The 15,661-nt window shown below is 73.1% G+C and carries 13 protein-coding genes; 3 read left to right on the top strand and 10 right to left on the bottom strand.

All coding sequences use genetic code 11. From position 1 onward, the window contains the following. Positions 1-3: 3 nt before the first annotated feature. Genes ACTF4R_RS15785 through ACTF4R_RS15740 form a run of 10 tightly spaced genes read right to left on the bottom strand, consistent with a single transcriptional unit; the run spans position 4 to position 11,635 of the window. Entirely contained in the window at positions 4-1,194 is a 1,191-nt protein-coding gene (locus ACTF4R_RS15785; protein ID WP_440008823.1) for a DHH family phosphoesterase, read from the bottom strand. Positions 1,195-1,252: 58 nt separating this feature from the next. Next, complete coding sequence (locus ACTF4R_RS15780) at positions 1,253-2,098, bottom strand: SDR family oxidoreductase (protein ID WP_440008822.1); 846 nt, start codon at positions 2,096-2,098, stop codon at positions 1,253-1,255. Between the two features lie 39 nt (positions 2,099-2,137). Further along, entirely contained in the window at positions 2,138-2,569 is a 432-nt protein-coding gene (locus tag ACTF4R_RS15775) for a DUF5791 family protein (RefSeq protein ID WP_433627948.1), read from the bottom strand. Beyond that, on the bottom strand, positions 2,499-5,669 hold the full coding sequence (locus ACTF4R_RS15770) for a DUF7286 family protein (protein WP_440008821.1): 3,171 nt from the start codon (positions 5,667-5,669) through the stop codon (positions 2,499-2,501). Before ACTF4R_RS15770 ends, ACTF4R_RS15775 begins: the two co-directional genes overlap by 71 nt. Continuing rightward, entirely contained in the window at positions 5,657-6,499 is an 843-nt protein-coding gene (locus ACTF4R_RS15765; protein WP_440008820.1) for a DUF7284 family protein, read from the bottom strand. The genes ACTF4R_RS15770 and ACTF4R_RS15765 overlap by 13 nt, the downstream gene beginning before the upstream one ends. Continuing rightward, entirely contained in the window at positions 6,496-6,885 is a 390-nt protein-coding gene (locus ACTF4R_RS15760; RefSeq protein WP_440008819.1) for a DUF7285 family protein, read from the bottom strand. The genes ACTF4R_RS15765 and ACTF4R_RS15760 overlap by 4 nt, the downstream gene beginning before the upstream one ends. Continuing rightward, on the bottom strand, positions 6,863-7,333 hold the full coding sequence (locus tag ACTF4R_RS15755) for a DUF7283 family protein (protein WP_440008818.1): 471 nt from the start codon (positions 7,331-7,333) through the stop codon (positions 6,863-6,865). The genes ACTF4R_RS15760 and ACTF4R_RS15755 overlap by 23 nt, the downstream gene beginning before the upstream one ends. A gap of 32 nt (positions 7,334-7,365) precedes the next feature. Next, the gene (locus tag ACTF4R_RS15750) at positions 7,366-9,060 is read right to left on the bottom strand and encodes a type II secretion system protein (protein ID WP_440008817.1); all 1,695 of its coding nucleotides are present in this window, start codon (positions 9,058-9,060) and stop codon (positions 7,366-7,368) included. Continuing rightward, the gene (locus ACTF4R_RS15745) at positions 9,060-10,922 is read right to left on the bottom strand and encodes an ATPase, T2SS/T4P/T4SS family (RefSeq protein WP_440008816.1); all 1,863 of its coding nucleotides are present in this window, start codon (positions 10,920-10,922) and stop codon (positions 9,060-9,062) included. The genes ACTF4R_RS15750 and ACTF4R_RS15745 overlap by 1 nt, the downstream gene beginning before the upstream one ends. A gap of 56 nt (positions 10,923-10,978) precedes the next feature. Further along, complete coding sequence (locus tag ACTF4R_RS15740) at positions 10,979-11,635, bottom strand: SOUL family heme-binding protein (protein ID WP_440008815.1); 657 nt, start codon at positions 11,633-11,635, stop codon at positions 10,979-10,981. A 134-nt stretch (positions 11,636-11,769) separates the two neighbouring features. Here ACTF4R_RS15740 and ACTF4R_RS15735 point away from each other — a divergent pair, with 134 nt between their 5' ends. From ACTF4R_RS15735 to ACTF4R_RS15725, 3 genes are read left to right on the top strand one after another with little or no spacing between them, the layout of a single operon-like run. Then, the gene (locus ACTF4R_RS15735; RefSeq protein ID WP_440008814.1) at positions 11,770-12,708 is read left to right on the top strand and encodes an ABC transporter ATP-binding protein; all 939 of its coding nucleotides are present in this window, start codon (positions 11,770-11,772) and stop codon (positions 12,706-12,708) included. Continuing rightward, entirely contained in the window at positions 12,705-14,609 is a 1,905-nt protein-coding gene (locus ACTF4R_RS15730) for an ABC transporter permease subunit (RefSeq protein WP_440008813.1), read from the top strand. The genes ACTF4R_RS15735 and ACTF4R_RS15730 overlap by 4 nt, the downstream gene beginning before the upstream one ends. Continuing rightward, positions 14,602-15,651 (top strand): ABC transporter permease, encoded by a 1,050-nt coding sequence (locus tag ACTF4R_RS15725; protein WP_440008812.1) that lies wholly within the window; start codon positions 14,602-14,604, stop codon positions 15,649-15,651. Before ACTF4R_RS15730 ends, ACTF4R_RS15725 begins: the two co-directional genes overlap by 8 nt. The last annotated feature ends 10 nt before the right edge of the window (positions 15,652-15,661 follow it).

Here is a 15,661-nt window from a genome sequence, read left to right as displayed (position 1 = left end):
TACTCAGACGTTCCCGCTGAGCGCGTCGAACACGTCGTCGGTGAACTGCTGTTCGGACCAGAGGCCGACCTCGGAGCCGCCAGCGACGATGGCGGACTCCACCGGCACCCGCCCGCCGCCCATCCGGGCGTGTCCGCCGGCGTTCGCACCCGGAATGTCGTCGACGGCTTCCTGGAGCGCCCGACCCATGTGAACCCGGTCGTCGCGCGAACGCCCCGAGAGGTGGAGGGCGTCCTCGCGCCGCCCGTAGACGACGACCGCCGTGATGCCTTCGAGCTGCATCAGTTCGTCGGCGGCCTGCGGGATGGCGTCGGCGTTCGACAGTTCGCCGACGTTGCTGACCGCGAACGAACCTCGCACCTCCCGGTCCGTGATTGCCCGCGATTTCACCTCGAGCACCTCCGCGCTGACCTGCGGGTTGGCGATGCGGTCGAGGCGATGTTCGTCGATGCCGCGGTAGAGGAAGGCGCTCGCGTCGAACTCCGCCTCCGAGCAACCGTTGGTCAGGTGTTTCGTGTCCGACTGGATGCCGTATATGAGACCTGTCGCGACCAGCGAGGGGAGTGCGAGGTCGTTCTCGGGCGGGACAGCGTCGGGACCGATGGGGTCCGCGCCGAGGTCGCGGAAGTACTCGGCGACGATGGTCGAGCACGCGCCGTAGCTCGTCCGCTTGTCGGTGAACACCTCGCCGGTGCCGTTACCGGGATGGTGGTCGATGACGGCGTACGGTTCGATGCGCTCCGCCCCGTCGAAGCCCCGGGGCGTGTTGTGGTCGACGAGCACGATGGTGGACGCGGTGAGGTCGGTGACGTCGTCGACCGATTCGAGATCGAGGTCGAGGACGGTCCGGAACGCTCGGTTCTCCTGGTGGCGTATCTGGCCGGAGTACTGCAGCGTCGCGTCCGTGTCGACCGCTTCGGCGAGGTGAGCGACGCCGACGGCGCAGGCCATCGCGTCCGGATCGGGGTTTGGATGCATCAAAACGACTATCTCGTCGCGTTTCGCCAGCGCCCGCCGAAGTCGGGCGCCCATCGGCCGGCGAATCCAGCGCACGACGAGCCACAGCGAGACGGCGACCACGACGACGCCGAGCACCGCCACGGCGACGAGGACCGGATTCGTAGCGCTGTAGGCCTCGACCTCCCGGACCAGGCTTCGTGCAGTCGGTGCCGACCCGCCGCCCGGAAACTCCATATTCCCTGGACGATACGAGAAAACAAGAATTTTTCGCGATGATTACAGGTGTCAGACGCTAACAGAACTCCGATATCGCCGGGCGATACCCCTCGCGGAACGTCGGGTACTCGAACTCGTACCCGAGTTCCCGGAGTTTCTCGTTCGAGCAGCGCTTGCTCGTCCGCGCGCGCTCGGACTGTCCCGCGGGCCGAACCTCGGGGCGTTCGACGCCGCACTCGTCCGCAAGCCACCTGGCGAGCGTGGGTCGTTTCACCGGCTCGTCGTCGACGACGAGCACGACGTCGTCGCGCGCGTAATCCTCCGTCAGCAGGAACCGGACCGCCCCCGCGGCGTCGTCGCGGTGGACGAGGTTCAGGTAGCCCTCGGCCACCGGCCCGTCGAGATACCGTTCTATCCGGTAGCGGTCCGGGCCGTAGAGTCCAGCGAACCGCGCGACAGTGCCGTCCATCGCCCCCGTCTCCTGGCGGGCGATGCGCTCCGCCTCGACCAGTACCTCCTCGCGCTCGGTCGTCGGATTCAGGGGCGTCCGCTCGTCCACCCACGCGCCGTCCCGGTCGCCGTACACGCCCGTACTCGACGTGTAGACGAACCTGTCCGGCGGGTCAGCCCGATTCGCGAACGTCTCGACCGCCGTGCCCAGACCGTCGACGTACGCGGTCCGCGCCGACTCGACGTCGCGCCCGCCCGCGCTGGCCGCGTAGACCACCGCGTCGACGTCGGGGACGGCGGCGAGGTCGTCCGACTCCGTCACGTCCGCCCTGACCGCGTCGAAACCGGCGTCCTCGATGGCGCGAATCCCCCCCGCGGAGCGACGGACGCCGACGACGCGGTGACCGCCGGCGGCGAGCTGCCGGCCGAGTTCGAGACCGACGTACCCACAGCCCAGGATTGCGACGTTCATACCAACTCTTGGGGTCGTCTCCGGAAAAAACCGGTCGTCCTACGCGGCGTTCTGCTCGGCGATGGCGTGATGGATTCGGGCGTACTCCGCCAGCGTCATCTCCCGGCGACCTTCCACCATCTGCTGGACCGTCCGCGCCTCGACGTCCTCGTCGAGTTCCGCGGCGAGCGAATCCACGTCCAGGACCGCCGTCGTCATCCCCATCAGCAGGTGGTCGCGCACCTCCGCGACGATGGCGTCCTTCGCCGGCGCGTCCTCGGCGGTCGCCAGGATGGCTGCGGCGTCCTCGACGGTCAACTCGGGAGCGGCGCCGTCCGCGAGTCCGGCGACGACCTCGCGGTCCACGTCCGTCCGTTCGACGACGGCGTCGACGCCCACCGTCTCGACGGTTTCGGCGAGTTCAGCCTCGTACTGCTCCCGCAGTTCCTCGGGCGTCAGCTCTCCAGGCTCCGATATCTCGTCGTAGAGCATGGTCGACCAGTGGAGAGCGCGAGTGAAAGGGGTTGTCACTCCGGGCGGACCAGCCGGGCGAGCGCTCGTCGGCGTCGCCGTTCACGTCGCCGACGCCGCGACGGTTCGGCGGGACGACGACGGCGACGGTGGTCCAGGTCCGGAACGACACCGGCGTCGTCCGTCCCACCGTCTCTCGTTGCCCGTCGTCGTCCACGTCCACTCGGACAGTCCCGGCCTCCCGGACGTAGGTCGTCCCGCCGGGCACGTCGGGCGTCCCGTTGGGTGCTCGGACGACGAACCGCTCGTAGCCGCCCCGTACGTCGACCTGCCAGACGTTGACCGTCGCGTACCAGTAGCCCGGAACCGGGGCGACGGGGAGGCCGGCCGGCACGTCGGAGATCACCTCGTCGAACCGGCGCTTCTGGGCGTACTCGCTGAGGTTGTCCACGGCGGCTCCCGCGACGCGTTTCAGTTCGGCTCTCACCACGTCCCGGGTCTGCGACAGCGTCCCGTTCACCGACTCCTGTTTCGGCCGGCTGACGTTCCGCCGTGCGGCGTCGAGCGCGATTCGCGTCGCGAGTCGAACCCGGCCGCGCTCGACGGCCGACCAGGAGCCGCGGCGTTCGGTCGCGAGCGCAGTCGTTATCGTCCGCGCTGCGGAGCCGTTCACGACCGCCATCGCTCGCTCGTCGGTCGTCTTCCAGCGCGCCAGTCCGCGGGCGACGCCTCGCCGGACCGTCCCGTCGTCGAGTCCCGAGACGCCGGGCGGCGTTCGCCGGAGACGCGACCGGACTCTCCGCTCGACGCCGTCGAGCGACGACGCGAGCGACGACCGTAGCTCGTTCCGACGGGTCCGGAGCGTCGCGTTGGACGCGGACGCGAGCGTCCGATTCGCCGCGCGCAGCGTCAGGGCCGCCGTCCGCACGTCGACCCGAGACTCCCCGCGGCCGCCGGGGAGGTTCCCGACGACGGCGTCGGCGGCGTCACCGTAGGGTGCCGTGAACACGTTGACGTTCCGGGCGGCCATCGGGTGGACGGACCTCCCGGACGGGACCGCCGGGACCTGTCGGTGCTCGACCGCGGCGAGGGTGAGGTACGGCGGTGCGCCGGTGACGTCGAGGTCGACCGCGGACCCGGGGCCGGCGGCCGACACCTGCCGACGCTCCGGTGCGTCGACGCTCCGCCGTGCCCGGAGGATGCGCTGAATCTTCCCCAGCGAGACGCCGGTCGCGTCGCCGACGACGTCGCCCAGCCGACGGCGAGCCTCCTTCGAGCGGTCGGCCCGTTCGTCGAGTCGCGTGAGGACGCGGTCGAGGTACGCTGCCCGGGCGGCGAACCGCGCTCGTTCGACGGCGTGGTCGTATCTGGACGGCGCTCCAAGCAGTTCGCTCCGGCGCTCGCGAAGCCGCTTCGCCAGTTTCGCCGCCGGGTTCGTCCACCCGGCGAGTCGCCCGCGTGGCATCGACACCGAGACGTTCCGGACCCGGTCGCGCACCGACGCCAGGTCGCGGTACGTCCGGTCGCGCAGTCCGTCGGGGCGCTCCCCCTGGACCGTCACCGGTCGGGTGTCGACGGCGCGTCTCGCCGCTCGCCGCGCCAGTCGGTCCGTGCCGCCCCGGTCTTCGACCAGTTCCGAGACGGCCGCCTCCTCGACGTCGGCGAGGTTCGGCCCGCCGAGCGGACCACCCTGCTCGTGGACCGACGCGACGGGTCGCGGCGGGGCCGGCGTTCCGGAGCGGTGGTCACCGGCCACGCCGAGTGCGACGTCGACGACCTCCCGCCAGCGCGCCACGGTTCGTCTCGTCCGGTCGCCGTTCCGCCAGGTGCGGACGACGGCGTGCCGGCGGACGACGCGCCGTCCCGAGTCCCAGAGGAGATGCCAGCCGGCGGGCGTCTCCGGCGTCTCCGTGCTCGCCGTCGTGACCGAGACGCGGGTTCGTTCGGTCTCGTTCGCGAGCGTCCAGTTCTTCCCCGGCCGCTCTGGAGCCGGCTTCGACTCCTGGCGAACCGGTCGGACCGAGGCCACCAGACGCGCCCTCACGCCGTAGGCGTCGGCCAGCGCGGCGTCCAGTTCGTCGTCCGACCGCCCGCCGATGAAGTCGTACAGCGCCCGGTCCGCCGTCCCGTCGACCGCGACGGTGGTCGACGTCTCCGGTGAGCGAGCCCCGCCGCCGACGCCGGGGAGTCCGGTCGGAGCGCGGCGGTCCGTCCGCTCCAGGAGGTAGTCGACCCAGGGGCCGCCCCGGCGCTCGATGGGAGCGAGGAGGTCGGTCAGGCCGACGCGAGCGGTCGCGCGGCGGAGCGCCGACCGGCCGGCCGGGTCGCTGTGACCGAACGCCGCCCGCTGTTCGCCCAGGAGCGCACCGTTCGTCATCAGTTCGACGTGGCGGTTCGCCAGCACGTTCTCGATGGGTGCGCCGCCGTGCTGGGCGTAGCCGCGCGCCCAGACGACGGGATACAGCCGGGCGGTGAGCCGCCGTCCGAGGCCCGGTTTCAGCGGCCCGCGGCTCAGCCGTCGCTCGAACCGGGCGACGCGGCGGTGGAGGGCGAGCACGGGCGTCGCCACCGTGAGCGTGACCGTCCGGGACTCCCGCGCCACCTCCCGTCCGCCTCGTTCGACCCGGACGGAGAGGTTCTCGACGCGGACGCGGAGGCCGCTCTCGGCCGGCGCGCCGACCGGTTCGACCGTCACGTCCCGCTTGGCCCGCCGGAGCGTGCTCGCGTTCGGCGTCGGCGACAGCGTCACCGACGCGCGGGCGTCGCCGACCCGGGTCGCCACGGTTCGCAGTTCGCGGCGCGCGGTCACGTAGATCCGCAGGCGGAGATAGTCCCGGAAGGGGGCGGAAGCGTTCAGGACGCGTCCGGTGCTGGTGTTCGCAGGCTCGACCACGGGCCGAGCGGCGGCGTCTCGGCCGGCGTGCTGTACGGCGTCCCGGAGCGCCGTCCGCGAACTCGCCACGGCACGCTCGACGGCCTCGTCCGCGTCCCGGTCGACGGTCGGTGGCGGTCGAGAGACGATGGTCGCCGAGAGGGTCGCGCTGCCGACGAGCAGCAGGACGCCGACGAGCGCGAACGGCACCCGGGCGCGCGTGTCGTCGGCGAGTCTCACGCCGACCACACCCTGACGACGACCTCGACGCGAGCGACGGCGGTGGACGCGGCCGCGCGGTCCGGCGATGCGTAACGGGCCCGCAGTTCGGATTCGACGGTCGCTGCGAGCGCGTCGACGAGTTCGCGGCGAACGCCGGCGGCGTCGCCCGCAGCGAGTTCGCCGTCGACGTCGGCGTCGGTCAGTGCCGCGAGACGACGGAGGCGCGGGAGCGCCAGCGGTGTGGTCCGGCGATTCCGGAGCGCGACTCCGAGTCGACCCGGCGGGAAGAGACCGCGGACGACGCTTCGCGCGACGGCGTCGGCGACGCCGCCGTACGTCCGCCAGCCTTCGGGACGTCCGGCGTTCTCGGCGGGGGCCATCCCGCTCGGGAGGGTGACGCTCGCGGCGTGGACGTCGGCGTCCGGCGGTGGCGACGGACCGAGCACGCAGCGACCGGCGACGCTGGCGTCCGGGTACGGTTCCCAGCGTGCGACGACCTGCACGCGCCGGGTCCGGTCGCTGGCGACATCGAACCGTCGGAGTTTCCGGTCGAGCGCGCGCTCGAAGCCGCCGGTCCGGCGAGCGCGTTCGGCGTCCGCCACTGCGACGTCGCCAGCCGCGCAGGCGGCCGCGAGGCCGGCGACCGTGTCGTGGGCGCTTCGGCGGTACCTCCGCCCGTCCGCGGTCGAGAGCGTGTAGTTCACCTGCGCCGTCGCGGTCGTCAGCGTCGTGGCGACCGATTCGGCGGGGTCCGGTGCGGCGCGGTCGGGCGCGTCGGCGTGGACGAGCGTCAGCGCTGCGGCGCTCACGAGCAGCAGACAGAGCGTCGCGTCGAGTGCGGTGCTGACGGCCCTCATCGCCACACCGCCACCTGGAGTCGGCCTGGTCGGACCGCGCCGGGGGCGACGCGGACGCTCACGGTGGTCGACGCCGTCTCCGCGTCCGGCGGGGCCTCGGGACCGGCGTGCCACCGCTCGCCGGCCGTCGACAGGGTCACCGCGAGGGAGGGACCGTCCGGTCCCGCGGCGAGCGCGCTCCGGAGAGTCGCGGGGTCGACCACGCCGTTCGTCGTCGCGGCCGCCTCGACCTCGGGAAGTACGTCTCTCGCGTGATTCCGTTCCGCCTCCGGGAGCGCGCTGGACAGCGTCCCGGCGTAGGTCGCGAGACCGACGGCGACGGCGAAGACGGCGACGAGCGCGACGAGCGGCTCGGTCTGGCCCCTATCCGGCGACCAGCGTCGCATCGAACCCCTCCCAGGAGACACAGCGGACGAGCAGTCGGTCGGCGGCGGGACGCCACTCCGGTCGGCGGTCGCGAGCGTCCTGGACCGCGGTCCGGAAGACGGCCGGCGAGTCGAACGCCGTCTCGGGCGACGCGCCGTGGGCGACGGCGTCGAGGCCGGTCCCCGCTGCGACGGGTGCGACGGGGCCGTACGCGAACGTCGCGTGGGCGGTCCCCCCGTCGCCGCGGAGTCCGAGGCGGTGCGCGCCGATCCGTATCTCGTCGGCCGAGAGGGGATGTTCGGCGGTCGCGGCGTACTCGCAGTCCGCGACCGAATCGACGGTGCTGGCCACTCCGGCGGCGTCGGGCGGGGGTGCGGTCGGGAACGAGGCTGCGACGCCGAACGCCGCGGCGCTCGCGGCGGCGACGCCGATCCAGACGTACCACGCGTCGACTGGTGCGTCGAGCATGGCCCCGTCTGGTCCCGTCTCCGTACTTGAACCTACGTGAGCGCGCTCGCCCCGGCGAACGCCGCGAGGTAGACTGCGGTGGCGGACAGGAGCGAGAGGCCGACGCGGTAGCCGACGAGGGTCCGGTCGACCCCGCGTTCGAGCCCGGTCGCGAGCGCTGTCACGACGCCGGCGAGCAGGAGGACGTAGGTCCCGACCGCGAGGCCGAGCGCGGCCGTGGGGACGGCGCCGCCGAACTCGCCGGTGCCGGCCATCCCCCGGGCGAGCGCGACGGTCGCACCGGCGACCAGCGGGCCGAACGCGGCGGCGGTGCTCCTCAGCGTGCCCGTCACCTGTCCGAGCTCGCGGCGGGCCTCGCGCTCGACCTCGCGGAGGTCGTCCAGGTGGTCGGCCATCGAGACGATCGCGGACCCGGCGGGCCGCCCCTCCCGGGCGGCCAGCGCGAGCAGGGCGGCGGCGCTCCTGGCGCGCGGACTGGGGACGTCCGCGAGCGCGCCGTGCTCGCCGAGGAACGCCTCGCGGACGCCCGCCCGGAGCAGTCGCTGGTTGCGCGCGGCGGCGGCGAGCACGTCGCCCGTCTCGCCGGCCACCTCCTCGGCCGCGGCGGCGACGGCGTCCTCGACGGCCGTGCCCTCCTTCACCCGGCGACCGACGAGGTAGAGCGCGTCCGCGAGGTGGGTCTCGACCGCCCGGACGCGCTCCCGGACCGCGACGACGGGCCGGGTCCACCCGACCAGTGCGGTCCCGGCCAGGCTACCGGCGGCGGCCACCCAGCGCGTCCACGCCGGGAGCAGCACGGGCGCGGCGAGAAACGCGGTCGCGCCGACCGCGAGCGCGCCCGCGGCGACGCGCCAGCGTCCGTCGGGCACGTCGGGGTGCGCGCGAGTGACAGCGGGCGGCGGGAAGGCGACGGGTCGGCGCGCGAGCAGCCACGCGCTCGCGCCGAGCAGGCCCGCCGGTAGCAGCAGGTCGTAGACGACGACCAGCGCGGCGGGAGAGACGGGGAGACCGGCGGCGCGGCCCGCGGGCAGCACCGCGACGAGCGCCAGCGGGAGGAGGACGCCGAAGGCGTAGATGGCCGTCGTCGGCCCCCGAATCGCGGCGACGAACTCGGCCATCCGGTCGCGGGTGCCCGAGAGGACGGCCGCCAGCGCGCGGTCCAGGGTCCGTTCGCGCTCGCCGGCGGGGGCGTCCGCCGCGGCCGCGACCAGCAGGACCGCCCGGCGGAGCGACGGGTTCCAGTCGGCCCACTCCGCGGCGAACGAGGTGAACCCCGCTCCCGGCGTGCCGGCCGCGCGCCGGACGTGCTCGCCGAGACTCGCCGCAAGCGGGCCGTCGCCCGTCTCGGCGGCGAACGCGGCGGCGCGCTCGGCCGTCGGTTCGATGCGCATCCGGAGTACCGCCCGGGCGACGAGGTCCGGGGCCGCGCCGAGCGCCCGCGTCCGCCGTGCCGCGGCGAGCGCGAGCGAGGTCTGCCGGGCGACCGCGGGCGGGGAGAGCACTCCGGCGAGGGCGAGCGCGGCGAGCGGAACCCGGACGGGCGGCGGGGCCAGCACGACGACGGGCACGGCCAGAACGGCGAGGACCGTCGCCGCGCCGTAGCCCGTCCGGACCGCGGTTTCGGCGTCGGCATCGGCGCCGATGAACGAGAGCGCGCGCTCGACGTCGGGGTCGGCGGGCGCGTCGACGGGCCAGCGACGGCCGAGCGCCGCCAGTTTCGCGAGCATCACGACCTCTCCCGCCGCTCGACGGTGACGCCCGGCGCGCCCGTGGCCGCCGACGCGATGGCCGTTTCGCGGTCGTCCAGCAGCGCGAGCACGTCGGCGTACGACTCCGCGGGGCGGGCGAGCGACTCGACGAGGACGCTGTTCCCCCGGTCGACGCGACCGGTCGACGCGAGAGGCCCGTCCCGGCGTTCGAACAGCGACTCGAAGCACGGCGGGTCGGTGCCGACGACCTCCTCGACGGACTTGACGCGCCGGGCGCGACCCTCGTCGGTCTCGTGTGACTCCAGCGTGACGAGGAGGTCGGTCGTCGCGAACGACGACGGAGAGACGCCCAGGTCGGCGACGACGCGCTCGCGGACCGCCTCGCCGCCGTCGCCGTGGATAGTGCCGAGGACGGCGCTCCCGTTCGCGCCGACGCGCATCGCCTCGTAGAGGACGCCCGCCTCGTCGCCGCGCACCTCGCCGACGACGAGCGCGCCCTCGCCCAGCCTGAGCGCGGTGCGGAGCGCCGCCGCGGGCGAGAGGCCTGGACCGTCGAGGCTCGTCCGGAGCGCCTGCACGTCGCGGCCGGCCGACCGGAGCGCGGCGACGGGCAGTTCGGGCGTGTCCTCGAGGACGACGGCCCGCGTCGGTTCGGGGAGTTCCCACAGGAGCGCGCCGAGCATCGTCGTCTTTCCGGCGCCGCGAGCGCCGGCGATCAGGCCGGCCGCGGCCCGCTCGACGGCCACCGAGAGGAGCGCCGCGGCGTCCGCCGGTAGCGTGCCGTTGTCCACGAGCACGGGGAGTCGCAGGACGTCGTCGCCGCCGGCGCGGAACGCGAACGCGACGCCGTCGCTCACGGGGTCGGTGACGCCCGCGACGCGGACCGGGGTCCCGCCGATGTCGGCCGTCGCGTCCAGGGTCGGACTGGCGCGGGAGAACGACCGACCGCTCGTCCGCCGGAATCGGGAGGCGAGAGCGTCCGCGCCGTCGCGGGTGAGCCTGACGTTCGTCCGCATCCGCTCGCCGTCGACCGTCGCGCGCAGTCGCGTCTCTGTGACCGGCGCGGTGGCGAACACGTCCGAGACGAGAGGGTCGGCGAAGCAGTCTTCGAGGACGCCGAACCCCCGGGTGTGCTTTCGGAGCGCGGCCGCGAGGTCGGCGACGGGGGCGTCGTCGGCAGCGACGCGACGGACCGCCCGCCCCGGTGCCGAGCGCCCGCCCGCGACGCCACCGTCTGCGAGCAGGTCGCGCGCACGGGAGAGCGTCGCCCACGTCGCGCGGTCGAGGCCGTGTTCGACCGGTTCGAGGTGGTAGGTCCGGAGTCCGTCGTCCGGCCGGGCGTAGACGCGAACGGTCGCGCCGGTCGAGAGCGTCCGACGGTCGTCGAGTCTCGCGTCGTCCGGGGGACGGGCGGCGACCCGGGAGCGTGCGACGGTCGGGCCGACGAACGGCCGGAGTTCGTCGTAGTCAGCGATGCGGCGCGCGCCCTCGGCGAGCCCCGCTTCGGCCGCCGCGTCAGCCACCGGACCGGCGCGTCCCGTGGCGTCGACGGCCGCCCGGAGCGGGTCGCGTCGCGCTCGCACGGCGAGGTCGGCGTCGCGGAAGGCGGCGCGCTCGGCGAACCGTCCGGCGGCGACGAGCAGCGCGGCCGCGTCGCCCTCGTACGCCCGTTCGACGCCGTCCGAGCGGGTGACGACGCGGTCGGCCTCGCGGTCGGCTAGTGCGTCGACGACCGTCGCGCGGCAGGCGGGCGAGTCGACGAGATCGCCGTCGCCGGGGCAGTCGTCCCCGTCCACGACCAGCGCGCCGTCCGCGAACGTCGGTGAGCAGGCGCAGACGTCGGCGTCGTCTCCGCGGAGCTGCGAGAGGGGGTTCCACATGGCCGGGCCTGGTCGCGCCTCCGGATTTAAAGGTCAGCGTGCGACGGGGGGTCGACCTACGTCGGCGCTACCTCGACGGCGACTTCGTTGCGGCGCATGAACGGCGGGGTCAGCGGCGGGTCGTAGCGCATGAGGAACGTGTCGCCGACGGCGGGCACGCCGTGGTCGTCGAGGACGTCGAGCAAGCGGCGTTCGAGGCGGTCGACGCGTTCGTCGGTGACGTACCACGAGAACGGCAACACCGCCAGCGTTCGCTCGGGGAGCCGTTCGACCCGTACCTCCGGGTCGGTCGGCGCGGGCGCCGACTCGACCACGTACTCCGTCGGGAGGAAGAAGGCCATCTCCGTCTCGCCGTTGGCGCTCTCGGTGGCGACCGGCGTGGTCATGGGAATCGACTCGGGCCTGGCGAGGACCGCGTCGGGGCGCGTGGCGACCGGCGCGGTCATCGCTATATCCTCGTCTGCGCGGTTCTCGCCCTCGATGTACCGGAACAGGCGACCGAACGCCTCGTTCGGACTGCCGGCCGTCGTCGTCGCGACGACCGTCTCCGGATAGCGCCGCACTTCGACGCCGTCCAGCGTGACGACCGTGTCGTACGGCACCGATTCGGTGGTCGTCCGGACGTAGAGGCCCCACCCGACCCACGCCGCCCCGAGCAGTGCTGTCGCACCGAGCGATCTGGCGAGCGCGGACTTCACGTCTGGCAGTTGCATGGTACCATCCTACGTCCGCACCGTCCAAGTAGCTATCCGTCGTCCGCAGCCGCCTCGGAGCGAAAACCGACGGAGGGTGTCGGAGTCGTCCCCATACTCTGAAGTCCTCCCAGTGTCGAGTGACGTATATCTCGATGATCGAAGTAGAAAACCTGCGAAAAGAATACGGCGGCTTCGTCGCCGTCGAGGGGAGCGACTTCACCGTCCCGGAGGGCGAGGTGTTCGGCATCGTCGGCCCGAACGGCGCGGGGAAGACGACGACCCTGAAGATGCTCGCGGGCCTCGTCGAACCGACGAGCGGGTCGGCCCGCGTCGCCGGTTACGACGCCCGGGACGCCGAGATGCGCGAGCACCTCGGTTTCCTCCCCGAGGAGTCCCCGCTGTACGAGGACATGACTGCCACGTCCTACCTCCACTTCTTCGCGGACCTCTACGACGTTCCCGACGAGACTGCCGAGCGACGCATCCACGACACGCTCGACGAACTCGACCTCGACCACCGCGACCGGCCCCTCGGCGACGTGTCGAAGGGGATGAAACGGAAGGTCGCCATCGCCCGCTCGCTGGTCAACGACCCGGACGTGCTCGTCTACGACGAACCCGCGAGCGGCCTGGACCCGCTGACGACGAACTACATCGTCGAGTTCACGCGCGACCTGGCCGAGTCCGGCAAGACCGTCGTCTTCAGCGCACACAACCTCTTCCACGTCGAGAGCGTCTGCGACCGCGTCGCCGTGATGAACGACGGCCGCATCGTCGCCCGCGGGAGCGTCGAGGCCATCCGCGAGGAGTACGGCCGGACGGAGTACCACGTCTACACGACGGTCGACGTTGCCGGGGCGGTCCCGGTGGACGACGCCAGGGCGACCGTCCGGGCCGCCGCCGGAGCGACCGCCGACGCCGGCGGCGTCTACCGCCGGGTCGTCGAGAGCATGGACGCCGTCGAGGAGACCCGGGAACTCGCGACCGCCGCGGGCGGCGAGGTCGCCGACATCGAGACGAAGACGCCGAGCCTCGAGGACATCTTCCTCGACATCGCGACGGAGTCGCCGGGCGTGGAGGGGCGGCCGTGAAGCTCCGGAAGACGCTGCGCATCGCGCGCTGGGAGGCCCGCTCGAACGCCGGTCGACTGGACCGCCGGACCCTGGCCGTCCTCGCCGCCGTCGTCCTGCTGATCGGGGCGCTCGCCCCGATGGTCGCCAGCCAGGGCAACACCGTCGACGACGGCATCTACCGGGTCGCCATCCCGGAGGACAGCCCGTACTACGAACCGGCCGTCGAGGACCCCGAGTCGAAGTTCGTCGTCGTCGAACCGACCGCGTCGAACTACCGCACCGACCGTGTGGAGGTGTTCGTCTGCCCCGAGGGACTCGCGGCCTGCCCGCCCGGCGAGATAGCGTGGGACGACGACCCGAAGGGGCGGGCCGCGCTCGCGGAACTCCGCGCGACGGTCCGGGCGTACAACGACCGCGCGATGGCCGAGGAACCGGACCGCGCCGCCGCGTTCCCGGTCAACGTCACGCTGCTCTACGCCGAGCAGAACCGGACGGGAGTCGGACCGGGCGCGAGCGACGGCGACCGCACGGTCGACCGGTTCACCACCCGGACGACGGCGGCGGGCGAGAAGCGCCTCGGCGGCGGTACCGGCGGCAGCGCCGGCGACGCGCCCGAAGGGGACGCCGGGAGCGGTTCCGGCGGGGAGACGGGCGGCGCGGTCGAACCGCCGGCCGTCGGCGGCGGGTCGTCGCTGTTCGGGAGCGACCAGCGCCGGGGGACGCCCTCGGACATCACGCCGCCGTTCCCCTTCGAGTCGCTGGTGCTGGCGTTCGCGTTCGTCCTGCCGATGAACTTCGTCATCCAGGCGTACGCCAGTTCCGTCCTCGACGAGCGCATCAACCGGCGGGGCGAACTCCTGCTCGTCTCGCCCGTCTCCCGCGTCGACGTCGTCGCCGGGAAGACGCTGCCGTACTTCGCGGGCATGGTCGCCATCGCGTCCGCGACCGCGGTCGGCATCGTCGGGCTGACCGGCGCGGGCGGGTCGGGAGCGCTGTCCGTCGCGGCGACCGCGACCACAGCCGTCGCGGCGGTCGCTCCCATCGCCCTGCTCTTTCTCGCCTGTGCGTTCGTCGGCGGGATGTTCGCCCGGTCGTTCAAGGAACTGACGTTCGTGACCGTGTCGCTGTCCGTCTTCCTGACCGCGTACGCGTTCGTCCCCGCCATCTTCACCGACGTGCATCCCGTCGCGGCCATCTCGCCGCTGACGCTGGTCGTCAGGGCGCTCCGGGGCGACGCCGTCCCGCTGGCCGACTACGCGTTCTCGACGCTCCCGCTCGTCCTCTCGGCGGGCGTCCTGTTCGCGCTCGGTCTGGGCGTCTACCGCGAGGAGGACATGTTCACCCAGCGCTCCGTGCCGCTGAAGTTCCTCGACGCGCTCGACGGACAGATATCGGGCCGTCGCAGCGTCGCGAAGCTGAGCGCGCTCTCCATCCCGTTCGTCTTCATCGGCGAACTGCTCGCCGTCGCGCTGCTGTTCGCGCTCCCCGTCGACGTCTCCGTGCCCGTCCTGTTGGTCGCCATCGCCGGCATCGAGGAGGTCGCGAAGAGCGTCCACGTCTACGCGGGGTACGCCCACGGGCGGTTCGATAGCTCGCCGTCGACGGTCGGCGTCCTGGGCGCGCTCTCGGGACTCGGGTTCTTCCTCGGCGAGAAGGCGACCGCCGTGGCGCAACTCGTCGGCCTGCCGAACCTCGAACTCGGGAAGGCCGCGTTCGGCACCGCGACCGGGCTCGGCGTCGAGGCGTCGCCGCTCGTCCTCGTCGGCCTCCTGTTCGCGCCGCTCGCGCTCCACACCGCCACGGCGACCGTGACGGCCTACGGCGCACGGGAGGGCCGCGAGTGGTACCTCGGAACGCTCGTCACCGCGACGCTGGTTCACGCCGCGTACAACGTAACGGTGGTGAGCAGTCTTGGATAAGCGCCTCGTCGTCGCCCGGCGCGAACTCGCGTCGCTCCGCAGCGAGAAGACCATCGTGCTCGCCGTCCTCATCCAGCTGTTCGTCGCGGCGTTCTCGTCGTTCCTCGCGGTCGGACTGGTCTCGCTGTACGACCCCGGTGCGGCAGGCAACCAGTTCACGGTCGAGTTCGCCGTGACCGGCGAGGCCGGCGACGACCTCGCGCCGGTCGTCGAGCACGAGGACGGCTGGGAGGCGGTCCGGTACCCGAGCTTCGAGGCCGCGATGGACGACTTCCGGCGTGGGCAGGTGCACGCGGTGGTCCGGGTCGAGCGCGGGCCGGACGACCGCGCGCAGGTGACGGCGGTCGCGCCCGACGGCAACGTCCGGACGACGCTCGTCGTCACCCAGCTCCGCGAGCTGCTGGACGCCTTCGAGAGCCAGGAGCGCGGGCGGCTCGCCTCGCGGCTCGAACGCCAGCCCGTCGAACTGCCGCCGGAGACGCGTTCGAGCCCCTACTTCGGGTTCACGTACACCGTGCTCGTCCCCCTGCTCACGTTCCTGCCGGTGTTCATCAGCGGGAGCGTCGCCGTCGACGCGATAACCGAGGAGTACGACCGCGGGACGCTGGAACTGCTCAGGGTGACGCCGCTCTCGGGCATCGACATCGTCGACGGAAAGCTGCTCGCGATGGGCGTCCTCGCTCCACTCCAGGCCGGCGCGTGGCTGGCGCTGTTGTCGTTCAACGGGACGAGCGTCGCGAACCCCGTCGAGATACTGCTGCTCGTGACGGCGTTCGCGCTCGCGGTCGTCGCGCTCGCCGCGACGCTCGCGCTCGGGTTCCGCGACCGCAAGCGAGCCCAGTTGCTGTTCTCGCTGGGGCTGCTGGTCGTCTTCAGCGCCACCTACCTGCTCCCCGAGTCGCCCGCGAACACCGTGGCGAAACTGGCCATCGGCACGCCGACGCGGTTCACCCACGCCATGGTCGCCGTCTACGCGCTCTCCGCCGTCGCGGGATACCTCGCGGTCCGGTGGTTCGTCACCAGACGCGGACTCGGGGAGTAGACGCTCCCGG

This window comes from Halomicrococcus pelagicus (assembly GCF_051917725.1).
Taxonomy (GTDB): domain Archaea; phylum Halobacteriota; class Halobacteria; order Halobacteriales; family Haladaptataceae; genus Halomicrococcus.
This window is presented reverse-complemented; position numbering and strand designations above follow the sequence as displayed.